Consider the following 15,647-nt stretch of genomic DNA (forward strand, 5'->3'; position numbering starts at 1 on the left):
GGCGAGCACAGCGACGACGCCGATCGGGACGGATCCGCGAGCGGCCGGCGCTGTCCGGGCCGGGGCTGTCGGGGCCGGCCGCTCGCGGATCCGTCCCGATCGGCGTCGTCGCTGTGCTCGCCGCCTCCGTGCCGTCCGGCTCCGCGGAGCCCGGCGGGGTCGTGCTCTGTCCTGTCATGCTGCGAGTCTCCCGTGCGCCCCACGGCCCGGACCATCGGGGGAACCCCTGATCCGACCCCGAGAGCACCCCCGATCGTGCGGCCGACCTGTTTGGATGCAGGGGTGAGCACAGTCCCCGGCACCGCCGTCCGCCCCCCGCTGCAGCGGCCGCGGACGATGCTGCTCGGCGGAGTGTGCACCGCGGTCGCCGACCACCTCGGCTGGAGCGTGCGGAGGACCCGCCTCCTGGCCGTCCTCACGACCGCGCTCGGCGGGGGCGGCGCGCTCCTCTACCTCTGGCTCTGGGCGCTGGTGCCCCTCGCGCCGCTCGAGTCGCGCGACGCGGATCCGGCCGTCCGCCGCTCGGCTCCCGTGGCCGGCCTGCTGACCCTCGCCGCCGCCGTCGCGGCGCTCGCCGTGCTGATCACCGTCGACAGCGGCGACGACGCCGACATCACGCGCGCGCTCGTCGCCGTCGGCCTGCTCGCGGGAGGAGCCGTCGGCTGGAGCCTCGGGCTCGACCGCGGCGACGCCGTCCGCCCCGCCCGGTACGGCTCCGCAGTGCGCCTCGCCTCCTGCGCGCTGCTGGTGCTCGCCGGAGCGGCCGTGCTCACCGGCCGCCCGAGCGCCCTCAACGCGGTGCTCGCCGTCGGCGTGCTGCTGATCGCCGCCGGCGTGCTGGCCGCGCCCCGGGTGGTGACCCTCTGGTCCGAGCTGATGGGCGAGCGCGCCGCCCGCGTGCGCGAGGAGCAGCGGGCCGAGATCGCCGCGCACCTGCACGACTCCGTGCTGCAGACCCTCGCGCTCATCCAGAACCGCGCCGGAGCCTCGAGCGAGGTCGCCCGCATCGCCCGCGCCCAGGAGCGGGAGCTGCGCGACTGGCTGTTCGAGCGCGACGTCCCGGTCGCCAACGACCTGGCCGCCGAGGTCCGGGCGATCGCCGCCGCCGTCGAGCTCGACTACCCCGTGCACCTCGAGGTGGTGGCCGTCGGAGCGTCCGTCCCCGGCGCCGCCGCGCTCCTCGCCGCGACCCGCGAGGCCGTGCTGAACGCGGCCCGGCACGCGGGCGGCGACGTCTCGGTGTACCTCGAGTCCTCCGTGCAGGGCGTCGACGTGTTCGTGCGCGACCGCGGCCCCGGCGTCGTCCTCGACGAGGTGCCCGGCGACCGCCTCGGCATCCGCGAGTCGATCATCGGCCGGATGGCGCGCGCGGGCGGCAGCGCGACCGTGCGCCCCGGAGTCGGCGGCACCGGCACCGAGGTGCATCTGCGGCTCCCCGCGGAGGTCGAGCGGTGACCCGCGTGCTGCTGGTCGACGACCACTCCATCTTCCGCTCCGGCCTGCGGGCCGACCTCTCCCCCGAGCTCGAGGTCGTCGGGGAGGCGGCCGACGTCGACTCCGCCGTCGGCCTGGTCGCCTCGCTCGCGCCCGAGGTGGTGCTGCTCGACGTGCACCTGCCGGGCGGTGCGGGCGGAGGCGGGGCCGAGGTGCTGCGGCGCAGCGCCGGGTCGTCGTCGCGCTTCCTGGCGCTCAGCGTCTCGGACGCCGCGGAGGACGTGGTCGGCGTGATCCGCGCCGGCGCCCGCGGCTACATCACCAAGGCCAGCTCCGGAGCCGAGGTGAGCCGGGCCGTGCTCGCGGTGGCGGGCGGGGACGCCGTGTTCTCGCCGCGCCTGGCCGGCTTCGTGCTCGACGCCTTCGGGGCGCTGGCGGGCGAGCAGGCGGAGTCGGTGGACGAGCTCGACCGGCTCTCGGCCCGCGAGCGCGAGGTGATGCGCCTGATCGCCCGCGGCTACGCCTACAAGGAGGCGGCCGCCGAGCTCTTCATCTCGGTCAAGACGGTCGAGTCCCACGTCTCCGCCGTCCTCCGCAAGCTGCAGCTCTCCTCCCGCTACGAGCTCACCGCGTGGGCCTCCGCCCGCCGCCTGCTCTGAGGCGCGCGCGAGCAGTCAACCCCGTCCCTCCTCCCGCTCCTGCCGTCCGACACTGTCGGGACACGACAGGAAAGGACGACCCGATGGTGACCACCACCCCCGCTCTCCCGACCCTGGCCGAGCTCCTCCGCGACTCCCGGCCCGTGTCGCAGCTCTACGTCGACCTCGCGATCGACTCCGGGGATCCGCCGGACATCTCGCTCGAGCGCGCCACGTCCCTCGGAGACGAGCTCGCCCGCCAGGGCGCCCCCCAGGTCGACATCCGGGCCCTCACCGCTCTGCTCGAGGGGGCCGGGCGCCCCCAGGGCGCCTGCTGCCTCTTCGCGGTCGCCGTGGACGGGAGGGTCGTGCTGAACGAGGTGCTGCCGGGTCGGCCGGTCGCGCCCGAGGCCACCGCCCCGGAGGGGATCGACGTGGTGACGCTGCCGCACGACGCCGACGCCGCGGCGATCCTCCGCTGGCGCACCGGCCCGCCGGTCCCGGGGGCCTGAGCGGCGGGTCCCCGAGCGCGACAGGGCCCGGGCCCCGATCCTGCGATCGGTCCCGGGCCCTGTCCGGCCTCACGCCTGCGGGTCGTCCTCGCCCTCGGCGGCCGCGCGGCGGCGCGCTCCGAGTCCGAGCGCGGTGGCGCCCGCGGCCAGGAGCGCGGTGGCGCCCGCGATCAGGCCGACGCTCTCGACTCCGGTCGAGGCCAGCCCGCCGCCCGAGCCGCCGACGGGCAGCGGGGTGGGAGTGCCGGTCGGCGCGGTCGTGGGCATCGGGGACGGAGCAACGGTGGGCGCCGCGGTCGGCCCGGCGGTCGGCGCCGTAGTGGGAGTCGCCGTGGGCGCGGTGGTCGGCGGGGTCGTCGGAGCCGTGGTCGGCCCGGCGGTCGGCGTCGGAGTCGGCGCCACCACCTGCGAGGCCGGCAGGATCTGCACGATGGTCGGACGCGGTGCCGCCACCGCTCCCGCCGCCGTCGATCCGTAGTCCGGGAAGAACGAGGTCGGCGCCTCGAAGGTGCCCTCCTCGCCCGGGTGCTGCACCGCCACGAACACGTGCTGGTCGAGGTCGTGGACAATCGGTCCGCAGGTCTCGGCGTCGCGGGGCACCGAGAGGAACTGCTCCACCCTGCCGCGCGTCGCGCCCTCGAGCGCGACCTTGAAGAGCCCGTCGTTGTAGCCGATGCCGCTCGGGGCGCCGTCGGTCGAGATCCAGAGGTTCCCGACCGAGTCGAAGGCCAGGTTGTCCGGGCACGAGATCGGCGAGACCTGGTCCGCCGGGAAGCCGGAGAAGTAGACGACGTCGCCCTGCGCCTGGTCGCCGCAGAGCATCAGCAGGTTCCAGGTGAAGGTGCGGCCGGTCTGGTCGCCGCCGTCCTCGATGATCTCGACGATGTGGCCGTCGCGGTTCTCGGTGCGCGGGTTGACCTCGGTCGCGCCCTCCTTGGCGCCCTCGGTGCCGCGGGCGGAGTTGTTGGTGCAGGCCACGTAGATCCGGCCGCTGACCAGGCTGGGCTGCACGTCCTCGCAGCGGTCCATCTTGGTCGCGCCCGCGGCGTCCGCCGCCTGGCGGGTGTGCACGAGCACCTCGGCAACGCTCATCCCGGCGATCGTCGAGGCGCCGTTCAGCACCAGGGGCAGCCACTCGCCGATCCCGTCGAAGCCGCCGTCCGAGGGGACCGCCCCGGTGCCGGTGATCTCGGCCACGGGGGAGTCGCCGGTGAAGCGGGCGACGTAGAGGTCGCCCTCCTCCAGCAGGGTCTTGTTGTGGGCGCGGTCGCCCTCGATGTAGCGCTTCGTCGAGACGAACTTGTAGAGGTAGTCGAAGCGCTCGTCGTCCCCCTGGTACGCGACCACGCGGCCGTCCGGGGCGATGATGACGTTCGCGCCCTCGTGCTTGAGCCGGCCGAGCGCCGTGTGCTTCTTCGGCGTGGAGTCGGGGTCGAAGGGGTCGAACTCCACGATCCAGCCGAAGCGGTTCGGCTCGTTCTCGTAGCCCGGGGTGCGGGCGTCGAAGCGGGGGTCGTCGAGCTCCCAGAGGCGCGAGGTCTCGGAGTCGGCGAGGCCGTAGCGCTTCTCGGCGTCGCTCGTGCCGACGGCGCGGAAGTAGCCGTTGAAGTTCTCCTCGCCCGAGAGGATCGTGCCCCACGGCGTCGTGCCTCCGGAGCAGTTGCCGAGCGTGCCGAGCACGGTGCGGCCCTCGGGGTCGGCGACCGTCTTCAGCAGCTCGGTGCCGGCGGCGGCGCCGGTCACCTCGTAGGGGGTGTCGAGCAGGTAGCGGCGGTTGCGCTCGCCCCCGCGGACGTAGGCCCACGGGCGGTCGACCGCGGTGCGGACCAGCTCGACGACGCTGAGGCCGTGGGCGGCGCGGCCGACGGCGCGCACGCGCTCCGGCTCCGCCTCGAGCTGCGCGGCCGGGAACATGATGCTCTCGTTCGTGTACTCGTGGTTCACGACGAGCAGGGCGCGGAGGCGCTTCGAGCCCGGGATCTCGACGATGTCGGTGTAGTCGTTGTTGTAGCCGAACTGCGCGGCCTGGGCGGCCTCCGTCTGGTCGGCGATGTCGAAGGCGGGGCTGTCGGCGAAGAGCGGGTCGCCCCAGCGGATGATCGGCTGCCAGGCGAAGCCCTCGGGGACGGTGAACCGGTCGACCGTGTACGGCACCGGAGCGATCGGAGTGAAGGCGAGCGGCGAGCCGTCGGCCGCGGTCGCCACGGCCGCCTCGGCGGTGGGCGCTCCTCCGGCGGAGGCGACGGCGACGGTGACCGCGCCGGCCAGGCCGAGGCCGAGGGCGCTGCGGCGGGAGAGCTGCGACGAGACGATGTCGCGGAAGTAGCTGTTGTGCGACGTGTTGCAGGTCGCGGTGGAGCAGGCGTTGGCGCACTTCAGCGCGCAGGTGACGGGGCTGCGCTTGCCGCGCACGTGGCCGGCCATCGGGAGGAGGAGCGGGCGGCGGGCGGTGTCTGACATGGAGGTCCTTCGATCACGAGCAGGAGACGCGATCGAGGCAAGCAAGGGGAGGGGGCGCCGATGCCGCCGGGTGGAGGCTCCTCCCTGAACGGGACGTGAACGTTCTCACAAGAAGGTGAGGCTCACCTTCCCTCCCGGCGGCCCTCCGAGCGCGCCTCCAGGACCGCCCCGACGTTCCCCGCGATCCACTCGACGACCGGCAGCAGCCGATCCGCCAGCTCCGCTCCCAGCGGCGTCAGCCGGTACTCGACGTGCGGCGGGACGACCGGCCGCGCCTCGCGGTGCACGAAGCCGTCCTCCTCCAGGATCCGCAGCGTCTGAGCGAGCATCTTCTCGCTGATCCCGCCGATCCGGCGCCGCAGAGCGCCCCAGCGCAGCGTGCCCGGAGCGAGCGCCGCGAGCACCAGGACGCCCCACTTGCTGGTGACGTGGCCGAAGACCTCGCGGCTCGGGCAGTCGGCGGAGTAGACGTCCCCGGCGAGCAGGGGGGAGTCGGCGATCGTCATGGGCGCTCCTCGGGACAGGGGTGATGACAGTACTAACGAAATAGTGGGTACTGCATTCCGGGAAGCAGGAGGAGGATGCGCCGGTTGCACCCTCCTGGCGGCGGACCCCGCCCGCCCCCACCCGTCAGGAAGGACCCCTCATGACCCTCGTCGTCACCGGAGCCACCGGCCACCTCGGCCGTCTCGCCGTCGAGCACCTGCTCGCCCGCGGCACCGCCGCCTCCGACATCGTCGCCACCGGCCGCGACGCCGCGAAGCTCGAGGCGCTCGCCGCCGACCTCGGCGTCCGCACCGCCGTCGCGGACTTCGACGACCCCGCCTCGCTCGACGCCGCCTTCTCCGGCGCCGAGGCCGTCCTCCTCGTCTCGGGCTCCGAGGTCGGCAGGCGCGTCGCGCAGCACACCGCCGCGATCGACGCCGCCGTCCGCGTCGGCGCGCGCCTGGTCTACACGAGCGCCCCGAAGGCGACCACGAGCGCGCTCATCCTCGCCCCCGAGCACAAGGCCACGGAGGAGGCGATCGCCGCCAGCGGCGTCCCCGCCGTCGTCCTCCGCAACGGCTGGTACAACGAGAACTACGAGCAGACCGTCGCCGAGCTCGCCTCCACCGGCAGCACCCTCTCGAGCGCCGGCGAGGGCCGCGTCGCCAGCGCCGCGCGCACCGACTACGCCGAGGCCGCAGCGGTCGCCCTGACCGACCCGTCCCTGGTCGGCACCGTGCACGAGCTCTCCGGCGACACCGCCTGGAGCTTCGACGAGCTGGCCGCGATCGTCGCCGAGGTCGCCGGACGCGACGCCGCGATCAGCCACGTCTCCTCCGACGAGCACGCCCGCGTCCTCACCGGCGCCGGCGTCCCCGAGGGCGGAGTCGGCTTCGTCGTCGGCCTCGACGCGAACATCGCCGACGGCCTCCTCGGCGGGACCGACGGCTCGCTCGCCCGCCTGATCGGGCGGCCGACCACGCCGATCCGCGCGTACGTCGAGGAGCAGCTCGGGCGCTGACGCTCCGGCGTCCCCGTCGGCCACCGTCCGGCTCGCAGGAGCAGTCCGCCCCCGCGAGCCGGACGCAGGCGCGCCCGGCCCTCCCGCGGCTCCGCGCCGGGCACTCCCGTCCGCGGCTCCGCGCCCGCCCTCCGCGGCTCCGCGCCCGCCCTCCGCGGCTCCGCGCTCGACCCGCCGCACCTCGCGCCACCGTGTCGGCGGCCCGACGTAGGCTGTCCGCCATGACCTCGACGACGCCTCGCTCCGGTATCGACCGCTCCGAACTCGACCCCGCGACGCGCCCGCAGGACGACCTCTACCGGCACGTCAACGGGCTCTGGATCGACCGCACCGAGATCCCCGCCGACAAGGCGCGCTACGGCTCCTTCCACGTCCTCCAGGAGGAGGCGGAGAAGGCCGTGCGCGACATCATCGTCGAGGCGCAGACCGCGCAGCACGGCACCGAGGAGCGCCTGTTCGGCGACCTCTACGCCTCCTTCATGGACGAGGAGCGGGCCGAGGAGCTCGGCGCCGCCCCGATCGCCGACGACCTCGCCGCCGTGCAGCGGGTCGACTCGATCCCCGGCCTGCTCCGCGCGGTCGGCGCCTTCGAGCGCACCGGCGTCCCCGGGATCTTCGGCCTCTTCGTCGACAACGACCCGGGCAGCCCCGAGCGCTACCTCGTCTTCGTCAACCAGGGCGGCCTCGGACTGCCGGACGAGAGCTACTACCGCGAGGAGGAGTTCGCCTCCGTCCGCGAGGCCTACACGCCGTTCGTCGCGCGGATGCTGGCGCTGGCCGGCATCGACGCCGCCGAGGCCCGCGCCGAGCGCATCGTCGCCCTCGAGACCGACCTGGCCGCCGCGCACTGGGACAAGGTCCGCAGCCGCGACAGCCAGGCGACCTACAACCTCCGTTCCTGGTCCGAGGTCGAGGAGCTCGCCGCGGGCGTCGACCTCGGCGTGTGGCTCACCGCGATGGGCGCTCCGGAGGGGGCGCTCGCCGAGGTGGTCGTCCGCCAGCCGAGCTTCCTCCAGGGTCTCGCGGGCCTGCTCACCGAGGACCGGCTCCCGGCCTGGCGCGACTGGCTGTCCTGGCAGGTGATCCGCGGAGCCGCGGCCTACCTGTCCAGCGGCTTCGTCGACGCCAACTTCGACTTCTACGGCCGCACCCTCACCGGCACCCCGCAGAAGCGGGAGCGCTGGAAGCGCGCCGTCTCGCTCGTCGAGGGCTCGCTCGGAGAGGCGGTCGGCCGCACCTACGTCGCCCGCCACTTCCCCGAGACGGCGAAGGCCGCGATGGACGTGCTGGTCGCGAACCTCATCGAGGCGTACCGCCGCTCCATCGTCGACCTGGAGTGGATGAGTCCCGCCACCCGCGAGCGCGCGCTCGAGAAGCTCGCGAAGTTCACGCCCAAGATCGGCTACCCGGTGCGCTGGCGCGACTACTCCGCCCTCTCGATCGACCCGGCCGACCTGCTCGGCAACGCCCGCCGCGTGGCCGAGTTCGAGTTCGCCCGCGAGCTCGGCAAGATCGGCCGCCCGCTCGACCGCGACGAGTGGTTCATGACCCCGCAGACGATCAACGCGTACTACAACCCGGGCTTCAACGAGATCGTCTTCCCCGCCGCGATCCTGCAGTTCCCCTTCTTCGACGAGGCCCGCGACCCCGCCGCGAACTACGGAGCGATCGGCGCCGTCATCGGTCACGAGATCGGCCACGGCTTCGACGACCAGGGCTCGCGCTTCGACGGCGACGGCCGCCTCACCGACTGGTGGACCGAGGAGGACCGGGCCGCGTTCGAGGAGCGGACGAAGGCGCTCATCGCGCAGTACGACGCGCTCGCTCCCGCGACCACGCCCGGGCACCACGTGAACGGCGCCCTGACCATCGGCGAGAACATCGGCGACCTCGGCGGTCTCGGCATCGCCTGGAAGGCGTACCTGCTCTCGCTGGACGGCGAGGAGCCGCCCGTCGTGGACGGCCTGACCGGCGCCGAGCGCTTCTTCCTCTCCTGGGCGCAGGCCTGGCAGCAGAAGTCGCGCGACGAGGAGACGATCCGCCTCCTCGCCATCGATCCGCACGCTCCGGCCGAGTTCCGCTGCAACCAGATCGTCCGGAACATCGACGAGTTCTACGCTACTTTTGACGTCTCCGAAGGCGACGCCCTCTGGCTCTCCCCGAGCGAGCGCGTCACCATCTGGTAGTCGCCGCTGACCACCTCCGCACCACGGACGAGGAGCCCCGGGCATCGAGAGCCGACCGATGCAGCGGGGTCGTCCGCCGATCGCGCGTCCTGCCGGCGCGTGAGGACCCAGGTCCCCCTCCGCACGACCGCACTCCCGACCCGTAGAGGGGCCGTACCCGTGGTGATCCCCACCAGCGAGACCCGCCGTGAGAGCCGACGCAACCGCCGGGGGCGCCACAAGGGCGGCGGCGACCGCGAGAACTTCCAGCGCGGCTTCGACGCCCTCGGCCGTCTCGCGATCGACGGGGTCGTCGTCTCGGCGCGCGCCGTCGACCTGGCGACCGGCCGCACCCTGTTCGCGGTCGACGACTCCGTCTCGATGCCCACCGCCTCCCTCGGCACCGTCGTGCTGCTGATCGAGGTCGCCGCCCGGCTGGCGAACGAGCCGCAGGAGAACCTGCGCCTGGTCGACCGGACCGCGTCGGACGCGGTCTCGGGGTCCGGGCTCTGGCAGCACCTCCAGGTGCCGTCGATGCCGATCGCCGACCTCGCCGCCCTCGTCGGTGCCTCCAGCGACAACCTCGCGACCAACGTCCTGCTGCGCCGCGTCGGTCTCGACGCCGTGCGCGAGCGGGCGGAGGCGCTCGGCCTCTCCCGCACCGCCCTGCTCGACGTCGTGCGCGACGAGCGCGGTCCCGACGACGCGCCGCAGCTCTCGATCGGCTCCGCGCGCGAGCTGACCTGGCTGCTCGCCACCCTCGCGAACGGCGAGATCGTCGACGCCGCCGTGAGCTCGCGGGTGATCGGCTGGCTCTCGCTCGGCACCGACCTCTCGATGGTCGCCGCCTCGTTCGGGCTCGACCCGCTCGCGCACCGCCACCCCGACCACGGGGTCCTGCTCGTCAACGCGACCGGCACCGACGTCGGCGTCCGCGCCGAGGCCGGCGTCCTCCGCGGCCCGCGCGCCGGAGTCGCCTACGCGGTCGCCACCCAGTTCGACGACACGACCCTGCACTACCGCCTCGCGGTGCTGGAGGGCATGCGCACTCTCGGAGCCGACCTGCTCGAGTACGTGCACTGACGGCTGCCGGGGCGGATGCTCCTCCGGAGCGGGCCGACCCCGCGGGGCCCCTCGGGTGCCCCGTCAAGTCCGTGACCGCCTCCGGGGGCGCGACCTAGGCTGCCCGCAGCGGCGCCGCCTCCCGGGCGCACCGCGGAGAGGGAACCATGAGCAGCTTCGGCTTCGACGCCCCCGAGGACGTCACCGACACCACCCGCCCCGACGGCGACTCCCTGCCGGTCCCGCCGGAGGACCCGGCCGAGATCGACGACCCCGAGTCGATCGACGAGGCGCTCGACCAGGGCGCCGACGCCCGCCTCGGCGACGACCAGGACCCGCCGGAGCACCCCTTCATCCCGTCGCCCAGCTGATCGGCCGGCCGGGCGCCCCAGCGGCGCCCGGCCTCCTCCGACCTGGCTGCTCCTCCGAGCCGACTACTCCTTCGACCCCGGCTTCAGGCGGTGCGCGAGGCGCTTGATCGGGTGGGCGGGCTCGCGCTCCGCCGGATCCTCGACCTCGAGGCCGTAGAACGTGCCGATGTCGCCGACGAACGCCTTGCGGCGGGCCTTGTCGTAGGCGCGGATCTCGCGGCGGAAGGCGATCACCGTCGCGACGCACATCAGGATCATCACGACGCTGAACGGCAGGGCCGAGAGGATCGCCGCGGTCTGCAGGGCGTCGAGGCCGCCGGCGACCAGGAGCGACAGGGCGAGCAGCGCGGTCGCGACGGCGAAGAACACGCGGATGCGGTTGCGCGGCTCCGGCTCGCCGCCGGTCGCGATCATCGACATCACCAGCGCTCCGGAGTCGGCGGAGGTGACGAAGAAGACGCCGATCAGGAGGATCGCGCCGATCGTCAGCACCGAGCCCGCGGGCAGTCCCTGCAGCATCGAGAAGAGCGCCAGGTTCGTGTCGACCGAGCCGTCGGCGCCGACAAGGCCGCCGTCGCCGTAGAGCTCGCGGTAGATGGCGGTGCCGCCGAGGACGCTGAACCAGAGGAAGGTCATGATCGTCGGCACGAGGAGCACGCCGCCGACGAACTCGCGGACCGTCCGGCCCTTCGAGACGCGGGCGATGAAGATGCCGACGAACGGCGCCCACGACATCCACCAGCCCCAGTAGAACGTGGTCCACGAGGCCTGCCACTGCTCGCCCTCGCGGCCGGCGTAGGCGCTGACCGTGAAGGTCAGGCCGATGAAGTTCTGCAGGTAGTTGCCGAGCGACTGCACGAACTCGCGGAGGAGGAACTGGGTCGGGCCGGCGACGAGCACGAAAACGAGGAGCGCCGCGGCGAGCAGCAGGTTGCCGGTCGAGAGCCACTTCATGCCCTTGCCCACGCCCGAGATCAGCGAGAAGACGGTCAGGCCCGTGACCACGGCGATGACCACGATCTGCACGGTGAGCGACGACTCCACGATGCCGCTCGCCTCCAGGCCCGCCGAGATCTGGGTGACGCCCAGGCCGAGCGAGGTCGCGACTCCGAACATGGTGCCGACCAGGGCGACCACGTCGATCGCGTTGCCCCAGCCGCCGCGGACCCGGCGGCCCAGCAGCGGCTCCAGCGCCCAGCGGATCGACACCGGCCGCTTGCGGCGGTGGATCGCGTACGCGAGGGCGAGGCCGACCACCACGTAGATGGACCAGGCGTGGACGCCCCAGTGCAGGTAGGTCTGCGAGATCGCGCTCTGCGCGAGCTGCGTCTCGGTGCCGGTGACGCCCGGGCGCGGAGTGGCGAAATGGGTGAGCGGCTCCGCGACGCCGTAGAAGACGAGGCCGATGCCCATGCCGGCGGCGAAGAGGAGCGAGATCCAGGCGAGCATCGAGAACTCGGGCTCGTCGTCATCGGCGCCGAGCTTGATGTCGCCGAAGCGGCTCACGCCCATCCAGATGGCGAAGGCCACGAAGACCGCGGCGATCAGCACGTAGTACCAGCTGAACGTGTTGACGACGGTGGTCTGCAGCGTCGAGAACACGGAGGTCGCGGCGTCGGGCGCGAGGATCGCGAAGGCCGCGATCGACAGCGTGAGGACGGCGGCGGGCCAGAAGACCCACCGCGCGAGGCGGTGCGGAGGGGCGGTCGTGCCTGCGGTGGCGGGGGCGGTGTCCGGGGAGGACGGGTGCTCGGACATGGGGTCCTCTCGTCGGCGGCAACCGTCCACGGTACACGGGGGCCCGTCGGCGGCCCCGGCCGGGGGAGCCGGGCTGGCATGATCCGGCCCCGGTGCGGGAGGCTGGACCCGTGCAGTTCAGAGTGTTCACCGAACCCCAGCAGGGCGCGAGCTACGAGGACCTCCTCGCCGTCGCGCAGGCCGCCGAGAGCCTCGGCTACGACGGCTTCTTCCGCTCCGACCACTACCTCCGGATGGGGGACGGCGATCCCGGCGTGGGCCCGTCCGACGCGTGGACGACGCTCGCCGGCCTCGCCCGCGAGACCGAGCGGATCGCGCTCGGCACCCTCGTCTCCTCCGTCACCTACCGGCCGCCGGGGATCCTCGCGATCCAGGTCGCCCAGGTCGACGCGATGTCCGGGGGCCGTGCCGAGCTCGGCCTCGGCACCGGCTGGTTCGAGGAGGAGCACGCCGCGTACGGCATCCCCTTCCCTCCGCGCCGCTTCGACCTCCTCGAGGAGCAGCTCGAGATCGTGACCGGCCTGTGGTCGACGCCGGTCGGCGAGCGCTACTCCTTCGCCGGCGAGCACTACACGCTGACCGACTCCCCGGCTCTGCCCAAGCCCGCGCGCCTGCCGCTGCCGGTGATCGTCGGTGGCGGCGGCCCCAAGCGGACCCCGGCGCTCGCGGCGCGGTTCGCGAGCGAGTTCAACCTGCCCTTCCCCGAGTTCGACGCGATCCCGGGGGCCTTCGAGCGCGTCGACGAGGCGTGCCGGGCGATCGGGCGCGAGCCCTCGTCGCTCGTGCACTCGGTCGCGCTGATCGCGGTCGGCGGAGGCGACGAGGCGGAGTTCACGCGCCGTGCCGCGGCGATCGGCCGCGAGCCCGCCGAGCTGCGGGAGCACGGAGTGGCCGGCGGCGTCGACGAGGCGGTCGACCGCCTCGAGTCCCTCCGCGAGGCCGGCTGCGAGCGCGTCTACCTGCAGTTCATGGACCTGCAGGACCTCGACCACCTCGACTTCTTCGCCCGGGAGGTCCTGCCGCGCCTGTCGGCCTAGGGCGGGCGCCGCTCCTGCCTCTGCTCCGACTGTCCAGAAGTCGTCGCACCCGCGCTCGAGTGCGACGACTCCTGGCTTCTCGCGGTCCCCGTCCTCGTGCCCCCGCGCCGAGTGCGACGACTCCTGGGCACTCGCGGGCTGCGGGCAGCACGCTCCGGCCCGCGCGCCCGGGCGTCCGTCCGCGCTGCGGCCTACGCTGGAGGGATGGCGGACACGATCGAGCGCGCGGACGAGCGCCTGGCGACCCGCTCGGCGGCCGAGGTCCCGTGGATCGTGCTGGTCTGGGACGATCCGGTCAACCTGATGTCGTACGTCTCGTACGTCTTCCGCAGCTACTTCGGCTTCGGCCGGGCCGAGGCGGAGCGGCTGATGCTGCAGGTGCACACCGAGGGGCGCGCGGTCGTCGCGACCGGCAACCGCGAGGAGATGGAGCGGCACGTGGAGGCGATGCACGGCTACGGCCTGTGGGCGACGCTGCAGAAGGCCGACGCGTGAGCGCCCCGCTGCGCCCCGCGGCCGCGGAGACCGGAGAGCACCCCGCTCGCGGCATCCGAGGACTCGGCTGATGCGCGCGTTCCGCCGCGACTCCTCCGGAGCGGCCGTCGCCCGCTTCGACCGCGAGGAGGCCGGGATCCTCCGCCACCTGGCCGGCGAGATGCTCGAGCTGCTCGATCGCGGGGCGTCCTCGGAGGAGGCCCGCTCCGATCCGGCGCTCGCGCGCCTCCTGCCCGACGCCTACCGCGACGACGCCGAGGCGGCCGACGAGTTCCGCCGCTTCACCGCTCCGGACCTCGCCGCCCGCAAGATGGACGACGCCCGCGCCGTCACGGCGGCCCTCGACGCCGGCGACGGCACGAGTCACGGCCGGATCTTCGAGGGGCTCGGGGAGGTCGCGGTTCGTCTCGAGGAGCCGCAGGCGATCGCCTGGCTCCGCGCACTGACCGACATGCGGCTCGCTCTGGCCGTGCGGCTGGGGATCGACGACACCGACGACGTCGTCCCGGAGGAGGGGAGCGCGGCCGCGATCCGCAGCGTCTACGACTGGCTGGGCGGCGTGCAGGACGGGCTCGTCCGCGCCGTCGACGTGTGATCCGCTCGTCCCTCTAGCGATTCCACAGCTGTGGACAACCCTGTGGAAAGGTGTGGAGAACCGGCTCCGGGAGCACCTCCGAACGGCGGAGCGCCGGGCGCGGGGGTGTGGAAACGCGTAGCGTCCACCCTGTGAACACTCCGAGCACCGCCGACGCCCAGCGCACCGCCGACGACATCCAGGACTCCCGGGCGGTGCGGACCCTCGCCCGCGGCGGCTTCGCGGCGAACGGCCTCGTCCACCTCCTGATCGGAGTGATCGCGCTCGGCGTGGCCCGCGGCGGCGGAGGCGAGGCCGACCAGAGCGGTGCTCTCGGCGCCCTCGCGGCGCAGCCCGGCGGTCTGGTGATCGTGTGGATCTGCACGGTCGGCCTTTTCGGCCTGGCGCTGTGGGGGCTGCTCGAGGCGTTCCTCGTCCGCCCGCGCGAGAGCGCCCTGAAGACCTGGGGCAGCCGGCTCAAGGAGGCGGGCAAGGCCGTCGTCTACGGCGCCCTCGGCGCGACGGCGCTGAAGTTCGCGACGGGCGGCGGGTCGAGCTCGTCCGAGTCGTCCGAGAGCGCGAGCGCGCAGGTGCTCTCGGCGCCGGGCGGAGTCGTGCTGCTCGTGATCGCGGGACTGGCCGTCCTCGCGGTCGGCGGCGTCTTCGTGTACCGCGGAGCGAGCAGGAAGTTCCTCGAGAACGTCGCGGAGCCGGGCGGTACGGCGGGCACCGTCGTCACCGTGCTCGGCGTCGCCGGCTACGTCGCCAAGGGCGTCGTCCTCGGCGCTCTCGGCGTGCTGCTGATCGTCGCCGCCGTCACCCATGATCCGGAGCAGGCGGGCGGGCTCGACGAGGCGCTGAAGTCGCTCGTGGAGCTGCCGGCGGGCGTGCTCCTCCTCGGCTTCGTCGCCGTCGGGCTCATCGCCTACGGGCTCTTCTGCTTCGCCCGCGCGCGCTGGCCGCGCCTGTGATGCCGGATGGCGGATCCGCTCCATACCTGTCACCCCCCTTCCGCGCAACTGGTCCCGCCGTCCCGGAGTCGGTGACACGCTGAGGTCTGTGAGTGCTGGAGGCGAGGACGCGACCGGAGGACGGGTGCGTCCGCCGCTGACGCAGGACGCCGCCCGTCTGCTGGCCCGCTCCGCCACGGGGGACGCCTCCGCTCTGGGAGAGCTCGTCGACCGCTTCGGCGGCCTCGTCTCGGCGTGCGTCGGCACGGTCCAGGCCGACCCGGCCGGCCGCGACCGGCTCTGCACCGACGTCTTCACCGCCGTGTGGCGCCGCTCCCGCGAGGGCGCCCGCTCGCCGGAGCCCGTGCTGTGGGTGCTCGAGGTCCTCTGCGAGACCCTCGGCACCGCGCACGAGCTCGCCCGGCGTCCGCTCGGCAGCGGCCTGCTCGCCCTCGACTGCCCGGACCGCGAGCTCCTGCTGCTGGCTGCGGCCGGCGGCTTCTCGCAGGCCGAGATCTCGGCGCTGACCGGGATCGACGAGTTCCGGCTGCGCTCGATCCTCCGGAACGCGCTCGAGGCGCTCCAGGGCCGCGACAGCGATCTTCTGACGGCCTGACCGCCGGAGCCGTCGCGGGAGTAAAGTTGAGTCCGTCGAACTCAACTTTCGAGCCACGGAGGAGACCA

At 73.7% G+C, this 15,647-nt stretch carries 15 protein-coding genes; 12 read left to right on the forward strand and 3 right to left on the reverse strand.

The window, feature by feature from the left end; translation table 11 throughout:
- The first annotated feature begins 282 nt into the window (after positions 1 to 282).
- The 3 genes from C5C59_RS15190 to C5C59_RS15200 all read left to right on the forward strand — a co-directional run bounded on the left by C5C59_RS15190 (position 283) and on the right by C5C59_RS15200 (position 2,584).
- Positions 283 to 1,455: a sensor histidine kinase gene (locus C5C59_RS15190; protein WP_146083471.1), complete on the forward strand. Its 1,173-nt coding sequence runs from the start codon at positions 283 to 285 to the stop codon at positions 1,453 to 1,455.
- Complete coding sequence (locus tag C5C59_RS15195) at positions 1,452 to 2,093, forward strand: response regulator transcription factor (protein WP_104239467.1); 642 nt, start codon at positions 1,452 to 1,454, stop codon at positions 2,091 to 2,093. The genes C5C59_RS15190 and C5C59_RS15195 overlap by 4 nt, the downstream gene beginning before the upstream one ends.
- Before the next feature lie 83 nt (positions 2,094 to 2,176).
- Positions 2,177 to 2,584, forward strand: a complete 408-nt coding sequence (locus tag C5C59_RS15200) for a hypothetical protein (RefSeq protein WP_104239468.1) — start codon at positions 2,177 to 2,179, stop codon at positions 2,582 to 2,584.
- A gap of 69 nt (positions 2,585 to 2,653) precedes the next feature.
- Here the strand turns inward: C5C59_RS15200 and C5C59_RS15205 are convergent, their stop codons facing one another.
- Complete coding sequence (locus C5C59_RS15205) at positions 2,654 to 5,044, reverse strand: PhoX family phosphatase (RefSeq protein ID WP_104239469.1); 2,391 nt, start codon at positions 5,042 to 5,044, stop codon at positions 2,654 to 2,656.
- A gap of 122 nt (positions 5,045 to 5,166) precedes the next feature.
- Complete coding sequence (locus tag C5C59_RS15210; protein ID WP_160033071.1) at positions 5,167 to 5,550, reverse strand: helix-turn-helix domain-containing protein; 384 nt, start codon at positions 5,548 to 5,550, stop codon at positions 5,167 to 5,169.
- A 140-nt stretch (positions 5,551 to 5,690) separates the two neighbouring features.
- On the opposite strand from C5C59_RS15210, the gene C5C59_RS15215 reads away from it, so the two are divergent.
- From C5C59_RS15215 to C5C59_RS15230, 4 genes are all read left to right on the forward strand, one after another.
- Positions 5,691 to 6,551, forward strand: a complete 861-nt coding sequence (locus tag C5C59_RS15215) for an NmrA family NAD(P)-binding protein (protein ID WP_104239470.1) — start codon at positions 5,691 to 5,693, stop codon at positions 6,549 to 6,551.
- 221 nt (positions 6,552 to 6,772) lie between these two features.
- The gene (locus tag C5C59_RS15220) at positions 6,773 to 8,737 is read left to right on the forward strand and encodes a M13 family metallopeptidase (protein WP_104239471.1); all 1,965 of its coding nucleotides are present in this window, start codon (positions 6,773 to 6,775) and stop codon (positions 8,735 to 8,737) included.
- A 159-nt stretch (positions 8,738 to 8,896) separates the two neighbouring features.
- Positions 8,897 to 9,799 carry a serine hydrolase gene (locus C5C59_RS15225; RefSeq protein ID WP_104239472.1) on the forward strand — a complete coding sequence of 301 codons (903 nt, stop codon included), beginning with the start codon at positions 8,897 to 8,899 and terminating at the stop codon, positions 9,797 to 9,799.
- A 146-nt stretch (positions 9,800 to 9,945) separates the two neighbouring features.
- Positions 9,946 to 10,149, forward strand: a complete 204-nt coding sequence (locus tag C5C59_RS15230; RefSeq protein WP_104222832.1) for a hypothetical protein — start codon at positions 9,946 to 9,948, stop codon at positions 10,147 to 10,149.
- A 63-nt stretch (positions 10,150 to 10,212) separates the two neighbouring features.
- On the opposite strand, the gene C5C59_RS15235 is transcribed toward C5C59_RS15230, so the two are convergent.
- Positions 10,213 to 11,907 (reverse strand): BCCT family transporter, encoded by a 1,695-nt coding sequence (locus C5C59_RS15235; RefSeq protein ID WP_104239473.1) that lies wholly within the window; start codon positions 11,905 to 11,907, stop codon positions 10,213 to 10,215.
- 110 nt (positions 11,908 to 12,017) lie between these two features.
- On the opposite strand from C5C59_RS15235, the gene C5C59_RS15240 reads away from it, so the two are divergent.
- The 5 genes from C5C59_RS15240 to C5C59_RS15260 all read left to right on the forward strand — a co-directional run bounded on the left by C5C59_RS15240 (position 12,018) and on the right by C5C59_RS15260 (position 15,579).
- The gene (locus C5C59_RS15240; protein ID WP_104234367.1) at positions 12,018 to 12,944 is read left to right on the forward strand and encodes an LLM class F420-dependent oxidoreductase; all 927 of its coding nucleotides are present in this window, start codon (positions 12,018 to 12,020) and stop codon (positions 12,942 to 12,944) included.
- A gap of 204 nt (positions 12,945 to 13,148) precedes the next feature.
- On the forward strand, positions 13,149 to 13,439 hold the full coding sequence (gene clpS / locus C5C59_RS15245; protein WP_104222829.1) for an ATP-dependent Clp protease adapter ClpS: 291 nt from the start codon (positions 13,149 to 13,151) through the stop codon (positions 13,437 to 13,439).
- Positions 13,440 to 13,509: 70 nt separating this feature from the next.
- Positions 13,510 to 14,034 carry a DUF2017 domain-containing protein gene (locus C5C59_RS15250; RefSeq protein ID WP_104225742.1) on the forward strand — a complete coding sequence of 175 codons (525 nt, stop codon included), beginning with the start codon at positions 13,510 to 13,512 and terminating at the stop codon, positions 14,032 to 14,034.
- Between the two features lie 131 nt (positions 14,035 to 14,165).
- Positions 14,166 to 14,984, forward strand: a complete 819-nt coding sequence (locus tag C5C59_RS15255; RefSeq protein ID WP_104239474.1) for a DUF1206 domain-containing protein — start codon at positions 14,166 to 14,168, stop codon at positions 14,982 to 14,984.
- A gap of 88 nt (positions 14,985 to 15,072) precedes the next feature.
- Entirely contained in the window at positions 15,073 to 15,579 is a 507-nt protein-coding gene (locus tag C5C59_RS15260) for an RNA polymerase sigma factor (protein ID WP_146083124.1), read from the forward strand.
- The last annotated feature ends 68 nt before the right edge of the window (positions 15,580 to 15,647 follow it).

The organism is Rathayibacter sp. AY1F4, from assembly GCF_002931775.1.
GTDB lineage: Bacteria > Actinomycetota > Actinomycetes > Actinomycetales > Microbacteriaceae > Rathayibacter.